Origin of the sequence: Tabrizicola fusiformis (assembly GCF_013328815.1) — a bacterium.
Lineage (GTDB): Bacteria > Pseudomonadota > Alphaproteobacteria > Rhodobacterales > Rhodobacteraceae > Fuscibacter.
The window spans coordinates 117,881-138,299 of the sequence record NZ_JABUHN010000010.1; the positions used below are offsets into that span (position 1 = coordinate 117,881).

The window sequence follows — 20,419 nt, forward strand, 5'->3', positions numbered from 1 at the left end:
GGGATCACTGCGTGCGACTGAACAACAAGGACAAGAAACCGATGGCCGCCGACAAGCAGAATTTGCAGGATGCCTTTCTTAACCATGTCCGGAAATCCAAGGTTCCGGTCACCATTTTTCTGATCAACGGGGTCAAGCTTCAGGGCGTGATCACCTGGTTTGACAATTTCTGTGTGCTGTTGCGCCGCGATGGCCAGTCGCAGCTTGTCTACAAACACGCGATCTCGACCATCATGCCCGGCGGGCCGGTCAATCTCTATGAGGGTGAAGACTGATTTCCGATCTTCCCGAGGAAGATGAAGAGTTTGACCCGCTGTCGGAAGACGGCGGGATTGATGCCTATGAAACCGCCGCCCGGCCGACCCGGGCCTTCATCCTGCATCCCGATCTGAAAAGCGCGCGCTCCCGCCGCCTGCCCGAACATGGGCTGGCCGAGGCGGTCAGCCTTGCCGCCGCCCTGCCGGGGCTTGAGGTTAAGGGCGCCGAGGTGGTGCGGCTGGCCAAGCTGCATCCCGGCATGTTGTTCGGCGCCGGCAAGGTTGAAGAGCTTGGCACGCGGTTCAAGGCGCTGGGGGTGGAACTGGTGCTGGTCGATGGCCCGGTTTCGCCGGTGCAGCAGCGCAATCTGGAAAAGGAATGGTCGGTCAAACTGTTGGACCGCACCAGCCTGATCCTTGAGATTTTCGCCGACCGCGCCCGCACCCGCGAAGGCGTGTTGCAGGTGGAACTGGCGGCTCTCAGCTATCAGCGCTCGCGCCTTGTGCGGGCCTGGACCCACCTTGAGCGGCAGCGCGGCGGTTTCGGTTTCGTCGGCGGCCCCGGTGAGACGCAGATCGAGGCCGACCGCCGCGCGATCGACGATCAGGTGATCCGGCTGAAGCGGCAGTTGGACCGCGTGGTGAAGACCCGTGAGCTGCACCGCGCCGCCCGCCGCAAGGTGCCTTTCCCGGTGGTGGCGCTGGTCGGCTATACCAATGCGGGCAAATCCACCCTGTTCAACCGGATGACCGGGGCCGATGTGCTGGCCAAGGACATGCTCTTTGCCACGCTGGACCCGACGATGCGGGGGATCACCCTGCCTTCGGGCCGCAAGATCATCGCGTCCGACACGGTGGGGTTCATTTCTGACCTGCCGACGCAGCTTGTCGCCGCCTTCCGCGCCACGCTGGAAGAGGTGCTTGAGGCGGACTTGATCCTGCACGTCCGCGACATTAGCCACCCCGAGACGGCGGAACAGGCGGCGGATGTGACCGATATCCTCGCATCGCTGGGGGTGAATGCCGCGACACCGCTGATCGAGGTCTGGAACAAGCTGGATCTGGTCGATCCTTCGGCGCGTGAGGCGCTGGCGGTGCAGGCCGCGAACCGTGACCGGGTGTTCCCAATTTCGGCGGTGACGGGCGAGGGGGTGGCGGTGCTGCTCGATGCGGTATCCGCCGCCTTTGACGAGGAAAAGACCGATCGGCACCTGACCCTGCCCTTTGCCGATGGCCGGCGCCATGCCTGGCTGCACGCCGAAGGCGTGGTTCTGGCCGAGGTGCAGGGCGAAGAGGGCTGGCAGATTGACGTGCGCTGGACCGCCCGGCAGGAAAAGCGCTTCCGCGACCTGTAGGATGGGCAATCTGCCCATCTTGCCGATCAGAGGATGGGCAGATTGCCCATCCTACGCGCCCGGCCTGCCGCCCCAATCCCCGCGCGGCAGCGCCAGATAGACCGAATCGCACCATTCCTCGCCCCAGAGCAGCGTGCGTTCGGCCCGGTGGGTTTCTCGGAAGCCCAGCCGCGCCAGCAGCCGCAACGAGCCTGCATTGCGCGGGTCGGCCTCGGCTGTCAGATGCTCCGGCCCATGCCAGCGGAAAAGATGGTCCACCACCGCCGCCATCGCCTCATGCGCCAGACCCATGCCCCAGAAACCGGGATGCAGCAGGAAACCGACCTCGGGCAGGTTCCAGGCGCCGGCCTTGCCGATCACCCGGCCCTGATCGCGGGACACGATCACGAAATCATCGGCCTTGCCGCCGACCTCGCCCACGATCATCCGCGCGACAAAGCCTTCGGTCTCGTCCAGCCGCTCATGCGCGGGGCGGGTCCAGTAGCGCATCGCCTCGGGCCGCGACATCGCGTCATGCAGATCGACCGCATCTTCGGGCCGTGCCTTGCGCAGGATCAGCCGCGGGGTTTCGATGATCTCGGGCTTCATTTGCCTTCCGGGGTCAGCGTGGTGGTGCCGACGGCGGCTGCGATGGCAAGGGCGGGGTCCAGGCTCATCGGGATATATTCGCCGCGCCGCCACAACTCGGACAGGTCATCATAGAAGCGCGACAGCGGATGGCCCGACTGCCCCGTGGAGATGATGAAGACCGAACTGTCGGGATCAGCAAAGTCATAGACCCCACGGTAGGCCCCGGCATGGACATTGGTATAGGGATCGGGCCCGGTGCCCCGGGTGCGCCCCCGCATCAGCGTGGTATCGCCGCCGGAACTGGACTGCCGGATGTTCACGAAATAGCGCAACACCGGCACCTCTCCCAGCACCGGATGGTCATGCGCCGCCACATGGGCATCGCCCCAGCGCCAGCTTTCCAGATTGGTGCCATAGCGTTCCGACAGTTGCAGCAGCGCATCGTCCAGCGCCAGACGGGCAATGTCGGTGCAGGTTTCCACCGCCGCCGACTGGATCACGTCGCACCAGATCGAGGCGCCTGCGGTGTTGCGGTAGACCCGCTCGATGAACAGCGGCTCGGGGTGGACAAACTCATCGGCCAGGGGGCCAAGCTCATCCCGCGTCAGCCGTTCCTGCAACGCGCGCAGCCAGGCTTCGGCGATCAGCGGTTCGGGCAGATGTTCGTTCATCTCGCCGTTCCATTCGGCCAGAAGGGTCAGCGCGCGCTGGCGCAGGCGCTCGGGCGTGCCATCGGGGGCGGGTTCGCCGGTGAACCACAGATCGGCGCCGATCAGCGGCAGCAGACTGCGCGCCGTGGGGGAAACCGTATCAAGCTGCGCCTCGATGAAGCTTTCGCGGGTGTGGACGGCGCGGGTCTTCATCAGCGCCAGCCAGCGTTGAATCCGCTGGGTGTCCCCCCAGTCGAAGGACACATGGTTGGGGAAGGGGCGGTCCACCGTCTTGTTGTTGGTATTGCCCAGAAGGCCGCCCACCGGGTTCACAAAGCGCGGATTGCCCTCATAGGGCAGCATCCCGGTCCAGCGGTTTGCCCCCTCCCATCCGGGGGCGGGCATCCGGCCCCTGGTGCGGTGGCTGGCGTCACGCGCGGGCATGGCGCCGATCAGTTGCATGGCGATGCCGTTTTCATCGGCCAGCATCAGGTTCTGCGCCGGGGCGATGAAAAGCCGCCCCGCCTCGATCGCCTCCTCCACCGAAGCCGAGGTCATCAGCCGCACCGCCGCCGTCATCGAGGTATCGGCGCCCGAGAGCGCCGTCCATTCCAGCGCCGCGACATGGCCCTGCGGCGTGACCGAGGCGAGGTCATAGTGGCTGCCGGGCAGCACAGGGCCGCTTTCGGTCCAGCGCTGGGTGATGGTGACCGGGGCGGCATCCTTGATGGTGATGATGGTGCGGCGGGTGATGAAGGGTTTCGGCCCCTCGGGCGTCAGATATTCCTCGGGGTTCTCGGGGTTCACCCGTTCGATCACCACGTCCTGATCGTCGAGATAGGAGGAGGTCAGGCCCCAGCCCAGCTTTTCCGACCGCCCGACCAGAACCAGCGGCATCCCCGGAATCGTGCCGCCGATCACCCCGCCCGTGGGCAGTTGCAGCCGCGCCAGATACCAGATCGACGGCGCCGTCAGCCCCAGATGCGGGTCATTGGCCAAAAGACTGCCCCCCGCCGCCGACTTGCCCGGCATCGCCGCCCAGGCGTTCGAGGCGCCGGCGAAATCGCGGCTGTGGAAGGGGGACAGCGGATCGTCCAGATAGGCCATCTTCGGCTGCGGCAGCGGGAAGGGGCCGGGCATCAGGCCGGAATACTCGGGCAGGGCGGCCACGGCGGGGTTGGGATCGTCGGCCAGGATATCGGCCAGACGCTCGGGTGCCAGAACCAGCGAAAGCTGGGCGCGCTGCACCTCATTCTCCAGATGCGCCGACAGTTGCAGCGCCATCAGTTTCAGGATGGCCAGCGAGTCGGCTGGCGACCATGCGGCGATCTCATTGGAAAAGAAGAAGAACTCGGGCGCCCCCCGGCCGCGCGCCCCGGCGTTGACCTGCGCGATCCAGGCATTCACCCCGGCGGAATAGGCCGTCAGCGCCGCCTTGGTGCGGTCGTCCTGCACCTCGACCGAGCTTTGCGCGAGGGTGTAGATGTCCAGCCGCCGCAACAGTTCATCAATCTTAGCGGTGCGGGCGCCGAAAATCTCGGACAGGCGGCCTTGGGCGGAGCGCCGCAGCATGGTCATCTGCCAGAGCCGGTCCTGCGCATGAACGAAGCCCAAGGCATAAAAGGCATCCGCCTCATCGCGGGCAAAGATATGCGGCACATTGTTGTTGTTGCGCACGATATCCACCTGCTGGGTGATGCCGGGCAGGGTGAAGTCCTCGTCATAATCGGGCAGGGACCGGCCAAGGATGTAATAGGCCAGCAAGACCACCACCAGACCCAGCCCGATCAGGGCGGCAAGGGCACGCAAAAGCCAGCGGAAGGCGACGATCATCGGGGGGACTGTCCTTGACGGGAATGACGCGATGCCTTCCTAGTCCAAAGCCGGATGGGCGGCAATGCAAGGGGATCTGCACGATGGCGAAACTGGCGTTTCTGGGCCTTGGGGTGATGGGCTTTCCGATGGCGGGGCATCTGGCGGCCAAGGGCCATCAGGTGACGGTCTGGAACCGCAGCCCGGCCAAGGCCGAAACCTGGGTTGCCCGCCATGGCGGCGCCCGCGCCCTGACGGCGCGCGAGGCGGCGGCGGGCGCCGATTTCGTGATGGCCTGCGTCGGCAATGACGATGACCTGCGGCAGGTCTGCCTTGGCGCTGATGGCGCCTTTGCCGGCATGGCGCCCGGCGCGGTTCTGGTCGATCACACCACGGTTTCGGCGCAGGTCACCCGCGAACTGGCGGCGGTGGCGGCCGAACGCGGCATCGGTTTCGTCGATGCGCCGGTTTCCGGCGGTCAGGCGGGGGCGGAAAATGGCGTGCTGTCGATCATGTGCGGCGGCACCGAAGCCGATTATGCCGCGGCCGAACCGGTGATGGCCGCCTATGCCCGCATTTGCCGCCGTCTTGGCGGCAGCGGCGCCGGGCAATTGGCCAAGATGATGAACCAGATCTGCATCGCGGGCCTGATGCAGGGCCTGTCCGAGGCGCTGGCCTTTGGCCAGAAGGCCGGGCTGGACGGGGCGGCGGTGGTCGAGGTGATCGCGCAGGGTGCTGCCGGAAGCTGGCAGATGGTCAACCGCCATAAGACCATGCTGGAAGGCAAGTTCGACTACGGCTTTGCCGTGGACTGGATGCGCAAGGATCTGAAGATCTGTCTGGAAACCGCCGATCAGATCGGCGCGGCCCTGCCGGTGACGGCGCTGATCGACCAGTTCTACAAGGATGTGCAGCAAATGGGCGGCGGGCGGAACGACACCTCCAGCCTGATCCGCCGGTTGGGCTGACGGGGAGGATGGGCAGATTACCCATCCTACGAAGGCCCGAACCGCAGGTAGGATGGGCAATCTGCCCATCCTCACAAAGGATTACGGAATGATCCGGCTATACTTCACGCCCGCCAGCGTCGCCCCCGCGATCAACCCCTGCTGACCGAAGACAAGGCCGATCACCGGGTCCATCTCGGTGGTTTCCTTGCCAAGGCTGGCGCCCTGTTCCGGCGTGGCATAGCGCACATCGGCGCCCGCCGCCCAGCCATTGGACCGCCGGAAGCCCTGCAACGCGGCATCGGTCATGAAGAACAGCGCATGGGCATATTGCTGTGCCCCGATCTGAAAGCCGATGGTGGCCCGGGCGGCGGAATAATAATCCACCGTCACCCCGTTGATCCGCAAGGCGCCCCGGCCATAGCCGCCGCCGATGCCGAACCCCGCCTCGGTCACCAGGGGCATATAAAGCACCCCCAGCGCGCGCGAAGCAAGGTCGCGCGTGCCCGGATAGCGGCCAAAGAGATAGTCGCGCGTCGCATCCACCCGCGCGTCGATCTGCGCCGCACCGCGTGAGCCGATGCCATTGCCCGTCACACAGGCCGACAGCGCCAGCGCGCCGCCCGATGCCAGAAAGATCCGTCTTGAAACCTTGGTCGCCATACTGCCGCCTCCTCGCCCGTCAGGGCTTACCCGCCCTTTGTTGACAGAAGGTTATCCGGTCTTTGCGGCGCTGTCATCTGGTCGCATCACAGACCGGCGCGGATCAGCCGGGCGGCGGCGGGGGCGAAATAGGTCAGGATGCCGTCGCAGCCGGAGCGCTTGAATCCCATCAGGCTTTCGAGCATCGCCTTTTCGCCGTCGATCCAGCCGTTCAGCGCCGCCGCCTTGATCATCGCATATTCGCCCGACACCTGATAGGCGAAGGTCGGCACGCCGTAAGTGTCCTTCACTCGGCGGCAGATGTCGAGATAGGGCATCCCCGGTTTCACCATCACCATATCTGCCCCTTCGGCCAGATCGCGGGCGACAAGGCGCAGCGCCTCGTCGCTGTTGGCGCAGTTCATCTGATAAGTCTTCTTGTCGCCCTTCAGCGCGCCCGAGGCGCCCACCGCATCGCGGAACGGACCGTAGAAGGCCGAGACATATTTTGCAGCATAAGACATGATCGCCACGCCCTGATGACCGGCCCCCTCCAGCGCGTTGCGGATTGCACCGATCCGGCCGTCCATCATGTCCGAGGGGCCAAGGATGTCTGCCCCTGCCTCGGCCTGCACCAGTGCCATCTTGACCAGCGCTTCGACGGATTCGTCGTTCAGGATCACCCCATCCACCACAAGCCCGTCATGGCCAAGCACGTTATAGGGGTCCAGCGCCACATCCGTCATCACCGCGATATCCGGCACGGCAGCCTTGATGGCGCGGATGGCACGGTTGGTCAGGTTCTCGGGATTCCACGCCTCTTCGCAGGTGAGGGTCTTCACCGCCGGGTCGGTATAGGGGAACAGGCAAATCACCGGAATGCCCAAACCCGCTGCCTCTTCCGCCGCCTTCACCGCCAGATCGACCGAAAGCCGGTCTACCCCGGGCATCGAGGCAATCGGCTCGCGCAGATTCACGCCCTCGCGGACAAAGATCGGCCAGATGAGGTCAGCCACGGTCAGGGTGTTTTCCTGAACCAGCACCCGCAACGGGGCCGAGCGGCGCAGGCGGCGCAGGCGGTGACCGGATGGAACGATGGGGTGCATGGGGACCTCGCGGGCGAAGGGGCTTGCGATTATGCGCCTTGCCTGCCATGGAAAGCGCAAGGTCCACAAGCGGTCAATTCGGCGCGGGTGGGGCGGTGTGGCAGAACGGGGCGCGCGGGCATTGGACTGGTACAAGATCGTTTTCGAGCTGATCGACCTGCGGTCCTTCTCGAACCTTTGGTACTGGATCATGCTGGGGGTGGTCTGGTCGATGGCCAGCCACTGGGTTCTGGGCGTGCCCTTCGACATGATCCAGCGTGCCCGCCGCGATGGCGGACAGGCCGAACAGGATCTTGAGGCGCTGGTGCGGATCAACACCCAGAGGATGCTATATATCTCGCGTCAGGCCGGGCTCTGGCTGGTCGGCATGGTGTGTTTCCTGCTGTCGGTCCTGTCGATCCTTGGGTTTTGGTATGGGATCGAATTTGCGCAGGCGTTGCTGCTGCTGCTTTTTCCGCTGATGCTGCTCTTTGCGCTGTCGCTGCGGCAGGCCCGGCTGATCGAGGCCGGGGCGGGCAGCGGCGAGGCGCTGTATCAACGGCTGCGCCGCCACCGTTTTGGCACCCAGCTTCTGGGCATGGTGGCCATCTTCGTCACTTCGCTGTTCGGCATGTGGCAGAACATGCAGATCGGCTTTCCGCATTAAATGGCGGCCGAGCGCATCATCTCGGGCGGCGCGCCCGAGGGCTTTGACGCCCGGCTGCTGATCCGCGAACTGGGCCGCGGCCAGCCGGTGATCCATGTCGCGCGCGACGACAAGCGGATGGAGGCGATGCGCGCCGCCCTCGCCGTCATGGCGCCCGGAACCGTGGTGCTGGAATTTCCGGCATGGGACTGTCTGCCCTATGACCGGGTGTCGCCCAATCCCACGATTTCGGCGCGGCGGATGGCCACGCTGGCCACGCTGGCGGCGGGGCTGAACGGTGCCTTCGTGCTGCTGACCACACTGGCGGCGGCAACGCAGCGGATACCGGCGCGCGAGGTGCTGCGCGGCGCCAGCTTTGCCGCCCGGGTGGGCGACCGGGTGGATGAGGCACATCTGCGCGGCTTTCTGGCGCGGATGGGCTTTTCGCCGGTCTCCACCGTGGCCGAGCCGGGGGATTTCGCCATTCGCGGCGGCATCGTTGACCTTTGGCCGCCGGGCAAGGGCGGGCCGATCCGGCTGGATTTCTTTGGCGATCAGTTGGACGGCGCCCGCCGCTTTGATCCGGTGACCCAGCGCACCACCGAAAAGCTGTCAGCCGTCGAATTCGCCCCGATGTCGGAAATCATTCTGGACGAGGCCGCGATCACCCGCTTCCGCCAGACCTACCGGGTGGAATTCGGCGCAGGCGGGCAGGATGACCCGCTTTATGAAGCCGTTTCGGCGGGTCGCAAGCATCAGGGGATGGAGCATTGGCTGCCCTTCTTCCACGAGCGGCTTGAGACGCTGTTCGACCATCTGCCCGATGCCTCGGTCATGCTGGACGATCAGGTGACGCCCGCCCGCCTTTCCCGCTGGGAAGGCATCGCCGACGCCTATGACGCAAGGCGCGAGGCGATGAATGCGCGCGGGCGGCTGGATTCGGTCTACAAACCCTGCGCACCGGGGCTGCTCTATCTGGACGATGCCGCGTGGGAGGCCGCACTGGCGCCCCTGCGCGTGGCGCAGCTTTCGCCCTTGGCGCAGGCGCCGGGGCCGGGGGTTCTGGATTCCGGCGGGCGGATCGGCCGCAACTTCGCGCCCGAGCGGCAACAGGAAAGCATCAGCCTGTTCGGTGCCTTGGCCGACCATCTTCAGGAGTTGCGTCAAGACCGGCAGGTGGTGATCGCCTCATGGTCCGAAGGCGCGCGGGAACGGCTGAAGGGGCTTCTGGACGATCAGAAGGTCAAGGGCGCCGCCCTTGTGAAGGATTTCCGCGAGGTGCCTGAAGGCAAAGGCGGATTGTTCCTGATGATCTGGGCGCTGGAGGCCGGGTTCACCGCGCCCGGCCTTGCCGTGATTTCCGAACAGGACATTCTGGGCGACCGTCTGGCGGCCAAACCCCGGCGCAAGCGCAAGGCCGAAAACTTCCTGCGCGACGCCGAAAGCCTGTCTCCGGGCGACCTTGTGGTGCATGTCGAGCATGGGGTGGGCCGTTACCTTGGCCTTGAAACCATCACCGCGCTGGGGGCGCCCCATGCCTGCGTTGCTCTGGAATATGCCGACAATGCCAAGCTTTACCTGCCGGTCGAGAATATCGAGCTGCTCAGCCGTTACGGTCATGAAGAGGGGCTGCTGGACCGTCTGGGCGGCGGGGCATGGCAGGCCAAGAAGGCCAAGCTCAAGGAACGCATCAAGGAGATTGCCGACCGCCTGATGCGGATTGCAGCCGAGCGTGCCCTGCGCCATGCGCCCATTCTGGAGGCGCCCCATTCCATATGGGAGGCTTTTGCCGCCCGCTTCCCCTATCAGGAAACCGATGACCAGCTTGCGGCGATTGCCGATGTGGTGGCCGATCTGGAAAAGGGCAGCCCGATGGACCGCTTGGTCGTCGGTGATGTCGGCTTCGGCAAAACCGAGGTGGCGATGCGCGCGGCCTTTGTCGCCGCCATGTCGGGGATGCAGGTGGCGGTGATCTGCCCGACGACGCTGCTGGCCCGGCAGCATTATCGCAGCTTTGCCGAACGGTTCCGCGGCTTTCCGATATCGGTCAAGCCCCTGTCGCGTTTCGTTTCTGCCAAAGAGGCGAATGCCACCCGCGCCGCCATGGCCGAAGGGCAGGTGGATATCGTGGTCGGCACCCATGCGCTTTTGGCAAAGGGCGTGCGGTTCAAGAACCTTGGCCTGCTGATCATCGACGAGGAACAGCATTTCGGCGTGGCCCATAAGGAACGCCTGAAGGAAATGCGCTCGGAAATCCACGTCCTGACGCTGACTGCGACGCCGATTCCGCGCACGCTGCAACTGTCGCTGACGGGGGTGCGTGACCTGTCGCTGATCGCCACGCCGCCGGTGGACCGCCTGGCCATCCGCACCTATGTCAGCGAATTCGACACCATCACCATCCGCGAGGCGCTCTTGCGTGAGCATTACCGCGGCGGGCAAAGCTTCTATGTGGTGCCGCGCCTGTCGGACCTGCCCGAGATCGAGGAGTTCCTGAAAACCCATGTGCCGGAGGTCAGCTATCTGGTGGCGCATGGCCAGATGGCAGCGGGCGATCTGGATCAGCGGATGAATGATTTCTACGACGGCAAGGCGGATGTGCTCTTGGCCACAACCATCGTGGAATCGGGTCTGGATATTCCCACGGCGAACACGATGATCGTGCATCGCGCCGATATGTTCGGCCTTAGCCAGCTTTATCAGATCCGGGGCCGGGTCGGCCGGTCAAAGACGCGGGCCTATTGCTTCCTCACGACGAAACCGCGTAGCCCGCTGACACCGCAGGCGCAGAAACGGCTGCGGCTTCTGGGCAGCCTTGACAATCTGGGTGCGGGCTTCAACCTTGCCAGCCATGACCTTGATTTGCGCGGGGCGGGCAACCTCTTGGGCGAGGAACAGTCGGGCCATATCAAGGAAGTCGGCTATGAGCTTTACCAGCAGATGCTGGAAGAGACGATTGCCAAGATCAAATCCGGCGAGATCGGCGGGTTGAGTGCGATTGACGACCAATGGTCGCCGCAGATCAACCTTGGCGTGCCGGTGATGATCCCCGAGACCTATATTCCCGATCTGGACATCCGCCTTGGCCTCTATCGCCGCCTGTCGTCGCTGGCGACCAAGGTGGAGCTTGAGGGGTTTGCTGCGGAGATGATCGACCGTTTCGGCCCGTTGCCGAAAGAGGTCAACACGCTCATGCTGATCGTGCGGATCAAGGCGATGTGCAAACGCGCGGGCATCAGCCGGATCGACGCCGGGCCGAAAGGCGCCACGGTGCAGTTCCACAATGACAAATTCGCCAATCCGGCGGGTCTGGTGGAATTCATCCGCGAACAGGGCGCAGCGGCAAAGGTGCAGGGCAACAAGATCGTGTTGCAGGGCGAGATGAAGTCGGAAGCCGACCGCATCAAGGGCGCCTTCGCCATCGCCCGCGACCTGGCCGAAAAAGCCCGGGCCAAGTAGAAAATTCTTCGTCCGAAGAATTTTCGCCCGGCTTAACGCGCCAAGCGCATCAGACCCAGACAGAGAATGGCATAGGCCAGCACCCCCGCCATCAGCGGCAATGCCGTGCCGTCAAACAGCAGCCCCAGCGGCACCGCCAGCAAGACCGAGCCGATGGTGCCCAAGGACGAGATCACCGAGGCGGCCAGCCCCGCGACATGGCCCAAGGGCTCCATCGCCATGGCGTTCAGATTGCCCAGCGTCAGCCCCATCATGGCAAAGATGCAGATGGTCCACAGGATATGCGCCGGAAAGGCGAGACTCTCGGGCATGAGGCCGGCAACATTCAGGAACCAGAGCCCGCCCGTCACCGCGATCTGCGCCGCGAAGGTCAGGTTCAGCACCCGCCGCATTCCCAGCCGCACCACCACCCGCGCATTCACGATCGAACCCCACATCGACACCACGGCAATCAGCGCGAACCACAAGGGGAAGCTTTCGGCCCGGCCAAAGCGCAGATCGAATATCCCCTGCATCGAAGACAGCACGCCGAACAGCATCCCCGACACCAGCGCCTGCACAAGGATGGACAGCCGCACCACGCGCAGCGACAGCACCTCGCGCGTGGCGGCCCAGAGGGCGGCGGGCTCCAGCGGCTTGCGCCGTTCGGGCGGCAGGGTTTCGGGCTGACGCAGGGCGAACCAGCCCATGGTCAGGGCCGAAAAGACCAGAAAGGCAATGAAAATCCCCTGCCAGGGGCCAAAGCCCATCACCGCCTGACCCATCAGTGGCGCCACGGCAGGCACCAACGAAAAGATCGACATTGCGACAGACACGATCTTGGCCATCTCGCGCCCGGAATAGAGGTCGCGCACGATGGCCAGTGTCACCGTCCGCGGCCCGGCGGCGCCAATGCCCTGAATGACGCGGGCGATCAGCAGCATTTCCAGCGAGGGCGCCGCCCAGCAGGCCAGTGCCGCCAGCGCATAGAGCGCGCCCCCCGCCAGCAGCACCCGCCGCCGCCCGAAACGGTCCGACAGCGGCCCGGCGAACAGCGTGCCGATCCCCATGCCCAGCACGAAGCTTGTCACCACCAGTTGCGCGCGGTTCGGGGCGCCCGGGCTCATGGTGGCGGCGATTTCGGGCAGCGCGGGCAGCATCGCGTCAATCGACAGCGCCACGGTGGCGAAGAGCATGGCGATGAGGATGGTGAACTCGGTCCGCGAGGGCAGGGTCTGGGGCATGTCAGGCTTTCACGGCAGATTTGGGACGGCGGAACCACAGAACAGCGGCCCAGAGGATCAGCGCCAGCTCGGCCAGGGCGCTCCAATGGGTCAGGAAGGACAGGACCCAGTGCGACCGGGTGGCAGGCACCTCGACCAGCGCATAAAGCCGGTTGGAAAATGGCCAGAGCCACATTATGCTGCCCGCCAGCGTGTCGAGCACGAGGTGCAGGAAGACCGCGGCCAGAAACAGCGCGGCGGGCAACAGGACGCTCGGGGCAAAACGGCGGATCATCGGCAGGGCCAGCGCCGCGATGATCAGCCAGAAGCCGGGCGCGTGGACCCAATAGCGGTGGTGGTGAAAGGCGCGGTCGTCGATCAGGTAGAACCAGATCAGGTCCAGATCGGGAAAGACCGCACCCGCCAGCGTCGCCATCAGGGTCAGCCCTCGCGGCTGCCCGGCCAGACGTGCAAGCACATAACCCGATGGCAGATGCGCCAGGATCACCCGCGTTTCTCCGCCAGTTCTGCAATCACCTTGCCCCAGACCTCGGGCGGCTGCGCGCCCGAGACGACATATTGCTGGGCGATCAGGAAGGTGGGAACGGCGCTGACCCCCTTCTTGCGGGCGTCCTGATCGCGGGCGCGGATGTCATCGGCATCGGCTTCGCTTTCCAGCAGCCGCAGGGTGACGGCTCGGTCCATCCCCGCCGCCGCCGCGATGTCGGCCAGCACGGCGCGGTTGCCGATGTCGCGGCCCTCTTTCCAATAGGCGCGGAACAGGGCCGAAACCAGCGGCGTCTGCCGCCCCTCAAGCCCCGCCCAATGGATCAGCCGGTGGGCATCCAGCGTGTTCGGAATGCGCTTGGGCACGTCCGGGTCAAGGTCCACGCCATTCTGCCGGGCGATATCGCGCAACCGCTGATGCACACCGTCCACCTTGTCGGCGCCGCCGAAACGGTCGGCCAGATACTGGCGCTTGTCCACCCCCGCCGCGGGCATGTCGGGGTTGAGCTGGAACGGATGCCATTCAATGCGGAAGGGATGCTCCGGCGCCGCCTCAAGCGCGCGGTCAAGATTGGCCTTGCCCAGATAGCACCAGGGGCAGACGGGATCGGAAAAGATATCAAGACGGATCATCGGCGGACTCCAGTTCCGCGCGCAGGGCGCGGCGGTTGAGCTTGGCATTGGCATTGCGGGGCAGGGCGGGCAGGCGGCGGTAAAGCCGGGGCTGTTTCCAGCGGGCAAGGCTCTGATCGGCACGCGCGATCAGCGCGGGCTCCAGATCGGCAGCGGCGACATAGGCGCAGGCGATCACGCTGACGCCGGGGCGCAGCGCGATCTCGCAGACGGCCAGATCGGTGACACCTTCGGCCCCGGCCAGCGCGCCCTCCACCTCAAGCGGTGAAACGCGAAAGCCGCCGGGGTTCATCATGTCATCGGCGCGGCCAAGAAAGCGCAGGGCGCCGTCCGGCCCCGCTTCGGCCAGATCGCCGGTCAGGAACCAGTCGCCGTCAAACCGTGCCGCCGTCGCCTCGGGCGCATCGAGATAGCCCAGCATCAGACCGGGGTCGCTGCGGTGCAGGGCGATCTGGCCGTCGATCAGCCGCAACTGCCGTCCGGGCTGCGGATAGCCGGTGAACCCTTCGGGCGCCGGACGCGCCGGATTGCCCGACAGATAGGTCGAGCATTCCGACATCCCCAGCGCCTCGTGCAGGTCGGTGCCGGTCGCCCGGCGCCACTGGTCGCGCAAGCTGGGCGCCAACGCCTCCCCCGCCACCAGCCCGTGGCGCAGCCGGGGCAGGGCGGGCACGGGTGCCTTCAGCATCTGCCGGATCACCCCCGGGGCGGCGGCAAGGATCGTGGCATCGAACCGCTTCATCAGCAAAGGCAGTTGCGCCGGCATCACCCCCGGCCCCGGGATCAGCGCCGTGGCACCGTTCACCCAAGGGTCCAAAAGGCCGGTGCCCAGCGTGAAGGTCCAGTTGAAGGCCCCGGCGTGCAGCAGCCGGTCACCCTCGCCCAACCCCTCCCAGCCCTGATGCATCATCCCCCGCGCCCAAAGCGCACGGTGGGCATGGGCCACGGCCAGCGGCGCCCCCGTGCTGCCCGAGGTGAAGACGATATAGGCCAGCCGGTCTGGGTCGCCCATCGCCCAGTCACAGGGCGGCAAAGCCTCGGCCGCCAGAACCTCGGCCGCCGTCATGACCGGCGCCGGATGATCGGGCAGCGCCACACCCGCCTCGGCCAGCACCAGCGCCGGGGCGATCCGCGCCGCAAGCCGCGTCACCTCCGGCCCGGTCAGCGCAGCCGAGGTCGGCACCGGCACCAGACCCGCCGCGATGGCCCCCAGAAACCCCACCGGAAAGGCCGCCGAATTGCCCAGACGCAGCAGCACCCGCTCGCCCGGCAGCAACCCCCGCGCCAGAAGCGCACTGCCAAAGCCGCGCACCGCCGCCTCAAGCCGGCCATAGCTCCAGCGTTCGGCCCCCTGCGGCCGGATCACCTGCAAGGCCGATTTGTCGGCCAGCGCCCCGGCCCGCGCCAAGGCATGGGCGGCCAGATTGAACGGCGCGGGGCAGGGCGGAAAGCGGTCCATGCCCCCCGTTACCGCCCCGCCCGGCCCCCGGCAAGCGCCGCCCGCGCACAAACCTGCCGCAACTCCGTGCATTTGCCCTTCTTCAAATACTCCCGCCGGAGGCCCCGGCCCGCCCCGGGCGCTCCCCTCAGCCGCTTGCAACAAGGCAAGGTTCTGCTAAGGCATAGGCCCATGTCCAGCGATCCCAAACGCCTGATCCGCATTGCCCGCGAGACCGGCCCGGCCCCTTCGGTCGAGCCGATGGACCTTGGCCCGCGTGTGCGTGAATTGCGCAAGGCCAAGGGCTGGACGCTGGAACAGGCGGCGGCGCAGGCGGGGCTGGCGCGCTCGACCCTCTCCAAGATCGAGAACGGCCAGATGTCGCCCACCTATGAGGCGCTGAAGAAGCTGGCGCAGGGCATGGATATGTCCGTGCCGCAGCTTTTCACCCCGCCCTCCAAGGCGCAGGTCTCGGGCCGCATTTCGGTGACGAAATCGGGCGAGGGGATGGCCCATGCCACCACCACCTACGAACATGAACTCCTTGCCGGCGCGCTGACGAAAAAGCAGATGCTGCCCTACCGCGCCACGATCCGCGCCCGCAGCATGGAGGAATTCGACGGCTGGGTGCGCCATGACGGCGAGGAGTTTCTGTTCGTTCTGACCGGGGTGATCCGGCTTTACACCGAATTTTACGAGCCGGTCGAGTTGCGCCGCGGTGACAGCGCCTATTACGACGCCTCGATGGGCCATAACGTGGTTTCGGTTTCCGATGATGATGCGACGATCCTCTGGGTGACATCGCTGACCTGAAAACCCTGCGTCAGCGGGACATAGCGTCGCGGTGACGCGCCGCCGCAGAGCGCCTAGGCTGGCCCGGGGACGATGCCGCGGTGCTGCGTCGGAGGGGGAGAGTGAATGCGTCTGGCCATCCTGACCGATATCCACGCCAACCGCGAGGCATTCGAGGCCGTGCTGGCCGATCTGACCCTGCGCAAGCCCGACCGCATCGTGTTTCTGGGCGATCTGGTCGGCTATGGCCCTGATCCGGGCTGGTGTGTGGACAAGGTGGCGGCGCTGGTGGCGCAGGGCGCCCTTGCGGTGCGCGGCAACCATGACCGCGCCGTCGGTGTCGCCGATGGCGCGCTGAACGCCAATGCCCGCCGGGTGATCGACTGGACGGTGAACCGGCTGACCGCACCGCAGAAGCTGTTTCTGGAAGACCTGCCGCTGACCGCGACCGAAGGCGATGTCCTCTTCGTCCATGCCAGCGCCAATGATCCGCAGGACTGGATCTATGTCACCGGCGAGGCCAAGGCGATGCCCAGCTTTCGCGTCTCGGACGCCCGGGTGATCCTTGTCGGCCATGTCCACCGGCCGCAGCTTTACAGCTGCGATCTTGCGGGCCGGGTGATGGGTCATCCGGTGGTGCAGGGGCAGGCGGTGCCGCTGATCCGCTCGCGCCGCTGGCTGGCGGTGGTGGGCTCGGTCGGGCAGCCGCGCGACGGGGCGGCGCTGGCGGGCTATGCCATGCTCGATACCGACAAGAACGAGCTGACCTTTCGCCGGGTGCCCTATGACGCGGCCACCACCGCGCGCAAGGTGCGGGCGGCGGGCCTGCCCGAGGCGCTGGCCTCGCGGCTGATCAAGGGGGAATGACCGATGCAGCAGATCAAGCCGCAACCGGGCCTTGAGATTGACGGCTTCACCTTGGGCGAGCAATTGCACAAGGGCGGCTTCGCCACGGTCTGGGAGGTGACGCATCCGCTCTACCGCACGCCGATGGTGATGAAGATTCCCACCATTCTGGACGGCTACGACGGCCCGACGATTGTGGGCTTCGAGGTGGAGCAGATGATCATGCCCCGCCTGACCGGCCCGCATGTGCCGCGCGTGATGGGCGAGGGCGATTTTTCGCGCATGGCCTATATCGTGACCGAACGCATCCCCGGCGGCTCGATGCACCAATTGGTCAAACGCGCGCCGCTGCCGCTGGACGAGGTGATCGAGGCGGCGGCGCGCATGGCGCAGGCGGTGGCCGACCTGCACCGCCAGCATGTAATCCACCTTGACCTGAAACCCGACAACTTCCTGCAACGCGAAACCGGCGAGATGGTGCTGGTCGATTACGGCCTGTCGCGGCATGATGAATTGCCCGATCTGCTGGCCGAGGAATTCACCATTCCGATGGGCACCTTCCCCTATATCGCGCCCGAGCAATATCTGCGCCAGCGCGGCGATCTGCGCAGCGATCTTTATGCGCTGGGGGCGATGATCTATCAGATGGCCACCGGCAAACTGCCCTTTGGCGAGCCGGAAAAGCTGTCACAGGTCCGCGAGCGGCTGTGGCGCGATCCGGTGCCACCGCGGGCGCTGCGCACGGAAATCCCCGAATGGCTGCAAGAGATCATCCTGCGCGCGCTGGAGGTGGACCCGGCCCGGCGCTATCAGTCGGCGGCGCAGATGATCTTTGACCTGACCCATCCGCGGCAGGTCAAGATCACCGAGCGCGGCCACAAACTGGCGCAGGACGGGTTCTGGACAGTCTGGAAACGCAAGCGCGCGATGAAGGGCGTCAAGGGTTTTGGCGCCCCGGTCTCGACCGCCGCCCATGGCGACCGCGCGCCAATCCTGCTGGTCGCCGTCGATCTGGCGCCGGAAATGGAGGCGCTGTCGGCGGCCCTCTTTTCCTCGGTCAAGCGGATGCTGGTGATCACGCCCGAGGCGCGGGTGGCTTGCGTCAATGTCATCAAGACGGCGCGGCTGGGCATCGACCAGACGACGGATGATGACGGCAACCACCTGCATGTCTCGCGGCTTGTGGCGCTGCGCGGCTGGGCCGAGGGGATCGAACTGCCCGATGACCGGCTGACCTATACCATTCTGGAAAACACCGATCCGGCCAGCGCGATCCTCGACCATGCCGAAGCGGTGCAGGCCGACCACCTGATGATGGGCGCGCGTGGCCATTCCACGACGCGGCGCTTTCTCGGTTCCGTCTCGGCGCGGGTGGTGGCCGAGGCGCATTGCTCGGTCACCGTGATCCGGCTGAAGGACGGCGCCCGCACAGCAGACGCCGCCTGATACCCCGGGGGGAGGCGGAGTTTTCGACAACTCCGCTGCGGAGCCTTCAAAGGCTCCGGTCCGATGTCTTCGAAGACATCGGTGCCCGGCCCCTCAGTTGAACCAGCCCTGAACGGTGCGCGCGCCGCCAGAGACATCTTCGCCCGCGCCTGCAATCGTGTTGCAGGCGCCCAAGGTGATCAGCGCCAAGAGCGCAAGTTTCTTCATTCCTGAACCCACCAGACATCGGGCTGAAAGCCCAGCCAATCGCCGTAAAGCGGCACATGGTCAGGATAATGCAGGCTCTTGGCATAGGCCAGACGCGAGACCGGCGAATAACCGAACGGCACCACATAACGCCCCGAAATCAGCACCCGGTCCAGCGCCTGCACCGTCTGGGTAAAGGCTTCCGGCGTGTCCGCGGTCAGCATGGTGGCGATCAGCCCGTCCACGGCGGGCGAATTGACCCCCATCCAGTTGCGCGACCCCGGCTCGTTCACCCCGCTCGAACCCCAGTAGAGCGTCTGCTCATTGCCGGGCGACAGCGACAGCGACCGGATGTAATGCGTCATGTCAAAGTCAAAGCCGGTGGTGCGTTCCTTGTATTGCGCCGAATCGACCACGGTCACCTTGGCGGCAATGCCAAGGGCCTTCAGCGCCTCGACATAGATGTTTGCCGTGGCGATGCTGTCGTCGGCACCGATCTGCAACAGGATTTCAAAGGCGAAAGGTTCGCCCGCCGCATTCGCCAGCACGCCGTCCTGCACCGTCCAGCCCGCCTCTTCCAGCAGGGCCGTCGCCTTGCGCAGCCCGGCGCGGTTGGTCACGCTGCCATCGCTGACCGGAAGGGAATAGCCCTCCAGCGCGCCGGGCAGGAGGCTGTCCTTATAGGGCTCAAGCAGCGCCAGAACCGGCCCGGCAGCCGGATTGGTCACATCGCCCGCCAGAACCGAATTGCCGAAATACGAGCTGATCCGGGGCAGGGCGCCCGCGTTCAGCGTCTGGTTCACCAGTTCAAAGTTGAAAGTTTGGATCAGCGCCTCACGCACGCGCCAGTCGGCAAAGACCGGCTTGCGCATGTTGAAGGCAAAGCCCTCGATCCCCGAGGGGCGGGAATGCGGGATTTCCGCCTTGATCACATCGCCCGAGGCAATCGCCGGGAAATCATAGTTGGCCGCCCATTTTGCCGGGTTCGCCTCGCGGTAGCTCATGATGTCGCCGGCCTTGAACGCCTCGAACACCACCAGACTGTCGCCGAAATACTCATAGCGGATTTCGCCGATGTTATAGAGACCGCGGTTGAACGGCAGATCCTTGCCCCACCAGTCGGGGTTCTTCTTGTAAGCAATCGCGCGGCCCGGCTCGAAGCTGTCGATCACATAGGGGCCGGAACCGATGGGCGCCTCAAGCCCGGCCACGGTGAAATCCTTGCCCTCCCACTGCGCCTTTTTCAGGATCGGCCGCAGGCCGAGGATCAGCGGCAATTCGCGGTCTTCGGTGTTGAAGGTGAAGCGCACGCTGCGCGGGCCGGTCTGTTCGGATTTGGCGATCTTCTTCCAGGCGGCGGAATAGCGGGTATGGCCATCGACCCCCAGCTTTTCGAAGGACCAGATCACATCCTCGACCGTCACCGGGCTGCCGTCCGAGAATCGGACGCCCTCCCGCAGGGTGAATTCCACCCATGTCCGGGCCGGATCCGTCTCGACCGATTCGGCCAGAAGGCCGTAAAGCGTGAAGGGTTCGTCATAGTTGCGGCCCATCAGCGTTTCGACCGTCAGCGCGGCGATGCCGGTGGCGGGCGAACCCTTGACGATGAAGGGATTGAGCGAATCATAGCTGCCCGCCTCGCCTAGCACGATGCGGCCGCCCTGCGGGGCATCGGGGTTCGCCTGCGGCAGCGACACAAAATCGGGTGGAAGCGCCGGTTCGCCATACATAGCTATGCCGTGGCGCGGTTCGGCCCCTGCCGCCGCAGCCGCCAGACCGAGAATCGCCGCCGCCCCGAGCGCCCGCAGGCCAAGGCGCAAGGGTGTGAAAAAATCCTGTTTCATTCCGGCAACAATCCTCCGCCGCGTGGTTTTCTTGACCACCAGCCTAAGACGGCTTGCCAGCCAATTCAAACTTTTAGCTTGGATAGCTCAGAAAGGCGGCGT

19 protein-coding genes are annotated in these 20,419 nt (G+C 65.6%); 8 read left to right on the forward strand and 11 right to left on the reverse strand.

Translation table 11 applies throughout. From position 1 onward, the window contains the following. Positions 1-41: 41 nt before the first annotated feature. On the forward strand, positions 42-275 hold the full coding sequence (gene hfq / locus HS053_RS16290) for an RNA chaperone Hfq (RefSeq protein WP_054006118.1): 234 nt from the start codon (positions 42-44) through the stop codon (positions 273-275). On the opposite strand, the gene HS053_RS22360 is transcribed toward hfq, so the two are convergent. After that, the gene (locus HS053_RS22360) at positions 257-511 is read right to left on the reverse strand and encodes a hypothetical protein (protein WP_241699895.1); all 255 of its coding nucleotides are present in this window, start codon (positions 509-511) and stop codon (positions 257-259) included. The two genes, hfq and HS053_RS22360, sit on opposite strands and share 19 nt — an antisense overlap. Between HS053_RS22360 and hflX the strand changes: the two genes are divergently transcribed. Next, the gene (gene hflX, locus HS053_RS16295) at positions 413-1,612 is read left to right on the forward strand and encodes a GTPase HflX (protein ID WP_241699899.1); all 1,200 of its coding nucleotides are present in this window, start codon (positions 413-415) and stop codon (positions 1,610-1,612) included. The genes HS053_RS22360 and hflX overlap by 99 nt on opposite strands. A 51-nt stretch (positions 1,613-1,663) precedes the next feature. On the opposite strand, the gene HS053_RS16300 is transcribed toward hflX, so the two are convergent. Together HS053_RS16300 and HS053_RS16305 are read right to left on the reverse strand one after the other, a co-directional pair. After that, the gene (locus tag HS053_RS16300) at positions 1,664-2,200 is read right to left on the reverse strand and encodes a GNAT family N-acetyltransferase (protein ID WP_174212327.1); all 537 of its coding nucleotides are present in this window, start codon (positions 2,198-2,200) and stop codon (positions 1,664-1,666) included. Further along, entirely contained in the window at positions 2,197-4,665 is a 2,469-nt protein-coding gene (locus HS053_RS16305; protein WP_174212328.1) for a penicillin acylase family protein, read from the reverse strand. The genes HS053_RS16300 and HS053_RS16305 overlap by 4 nt, the downstream gene beginning before the upstream one ends. Positions 4,666-4,748: 83 nt before the next feature. Between HS053_RS16305 and HS053_RS16310 the strand changes: the two genes are divergently transcribed. Beyond that, positions 4,749-5,612, forward strand: coding sequence for an NAD(P)-dependent oxidoreductase (locus HS053_RS16310; RefSeq protein ID WP_174212329.1), 864 nt, complete (start codon positions 4,749-4,751; stop codon positions 5,610-5,612). A gap of 81 nt (positions 5,613-5,693) precedes the next feature. Here the strand turns inward: HS053_RS16310 and HS053_RS16315 are convergent, their stop codons facing one another. Both HS053_RS16315 and hemB read right to left on the reverse strand, forming a co-directional pair. After that, positions 5,694-6,254, reverse strand: a complete 561-nt coding sequence (locus HS053_RS16315) for a lipid-binding SYLF domain-containing protein (protein WP_174212330.1) — start codon at positions 6,252-6,254, stop codon at positions 5,694-5,696. Positions 6,255-6,340: 86 nt separating this feature from the next. Continuing rightward, a complete protein-coding gene (hemB, locus tag HS053_RS16320; RefSeq protein ID WP_174212331.1) occupies positions 6,341-7,339 on the reverse strand; it encodes a porphobilinogen synthase in 999 nt (332 codons plus the stop codon). A gap of 97 nt (positions 7,340-7,436) precedes the next feature. Here hemB and HS053_RS16325 point away from each other — a divergent pair, with 97 nt between their 5' ends. Together HS053_RS16325 and mfd are read left to right on the forward strand one after the other, a co-directional pair. Continuing rightward, a complete protein-coding gene (locus HS053_RS16325; RefSeq protein WP_347233344.1) occupies positions 7,437-7,985 on the forward strand; it encodes a component of SufBCD complex in 549 nt (182 codons plus the stop codon). Beyond that, the gene (gene mfd, locus HS053_RS16330; RefSeq protein ID WP_174212332.1) at positions 7,986-11,423 is read left to right on the forward strand and encodes a transcription-repair coupling factor; all 3,438 of its coding nucleotides are present in this window, start codon (positions 7,986-7,988) and stop codon (positions 11,421-11,423) included. 32 nt (positions 11,424-11,455) lie between these two features. On the opposite strand, the gene HS053_RS16335 is transcribed toward mfd, so the two are convergent. Genes HS053_RS16335 through HS053_RS16350 form a run of 4 tightly spaced genes read right to left on the reverse strand, consistent with a single transcriptional unit; the run spans position 11,456 to position 15,224 of the window. After that, positions 11,456-12,646, reverse strand: coding sequence for a multidrug effflux MFS transporter (locus tag HS053_RS16335; protein ID WP_174212333.1), 1,191 nt, complete (start codon positions 12,644-12,646; stop codon positions 11,456-11,458). A gap of 1 nt (position 12,647) precedes the next feature. Next, positions 12,648-13,133: a metal-dependent hydrolase gene (locus tag HS053_RS16340; RefSeq protein ID WP_174212334.1), complete on the reverse strand. Its 486-nt coding sequence runs from the start codon at positions 13,131-13,133 to the stop codon at positions 12,648-12,650. After that, positions 13,130-13,765 (reverse strand): DsbA family oxidoreductase, encoded by a 636-nt coding sequence (locus tag HS053_RS16345; protein ID WP_174212335.1) that lies wholly within the window; start codon positions 13,763-13,765, stop codon positions 13,130-13,132. The genes HS053_RS16340 and HS053_RS16345 overlap by 4 nt, the downstream gene beginning before the upstream one ends. Next, the gene (locus HS053_RS16350) at positions 13,752-15,224 is read right to left on the reverse strand and encodes a class I adenylate-forming enzyme family protein (protein ID WP_174212336.1); all 1,473 of its coding nucleotides are present in this window, start codon (positions 15,222-15,224) and stop codon (positions 13,752-13,754) included. Before HS053_RS16350 ends, HS053_RS16345 begins: the two co-directional genes overlap by 14 nt. A 171-nt stretch (positions 15,225-15,395) precedes the next feature. Between HS053_RS16350 and HS053_RS16355 the strand changes: the two genes are divergently transcribed. The 3 genes from HS053_RS16355 (at position 15,396) to HS053_RS16365 (ending at position 18,287) form a co-directional block, all read left to right on the forward strand. Next, positions 15,396-16,016, forward strand: a complete 621-nt coding sequence (locus HS053_RS16355) for a helix-turn-helix domain-containing protein (protein ID WP_174212337.1) — start codon at positions 15,396-15,398, stop codon at positions 16,014-16,016. 105 nt (positions 16,017-16,121) lie between these two features. Then, a complete protein-coding gene (locus tag HS053_RS16360; protein WP_174212338.1) occupies positions 16,122-16,862 on the forward strand; it encodes a metallophosphoesterase family protein in 741 nt (246 codons plus the stop codon). Positions 16,863-16,865: 3 nt separating this feature from the next. Next, positions 16,866-18,287, forward strand: a complete 1,422-nt coding sequence (locus HS053_RS16365) for a serine/threonine protein kinase (protein ID WP_174212339.1) — start codon at positions 16,866-16,868, stop codon at positions 18,285-18,287. A 93-nt stretch (positions 18,288-18,380) separates the two neighbouring features. Here the strand turns inward: HS053_RS16365 and HS053_RS16370 are convergent, their stop codons facing one another. Together HS053_RS16370 and HS053_RS16375 are read right to left on the reverse strand one after the other, a co-directional pair. Next, positions 18,381-18,494, reverse strand: coding sequence for an entericidin EcnA/B family protein (locus HS053_RS16370; protein WP_174212340.1), 114 nt, complete (start codon positions 18,492-18,494; stop codon positions 18,381-18,383). Beyond that, entirely contained in the window at positions 18,491-20,317 is a 1,827-nt protein-coding gene (locus tag HS053_RS16375; RefSeq protein ID WP_174212341.1) for an extracellular solute-binding protein, read from the reverse strand. The genes HS053_RS16370 and HS053_RS16375 overlap by 4 nt, the downstream gene beginning before the upstream one ends. Positions 20,318-20,419: the final 102 nt, after the last annotated feature.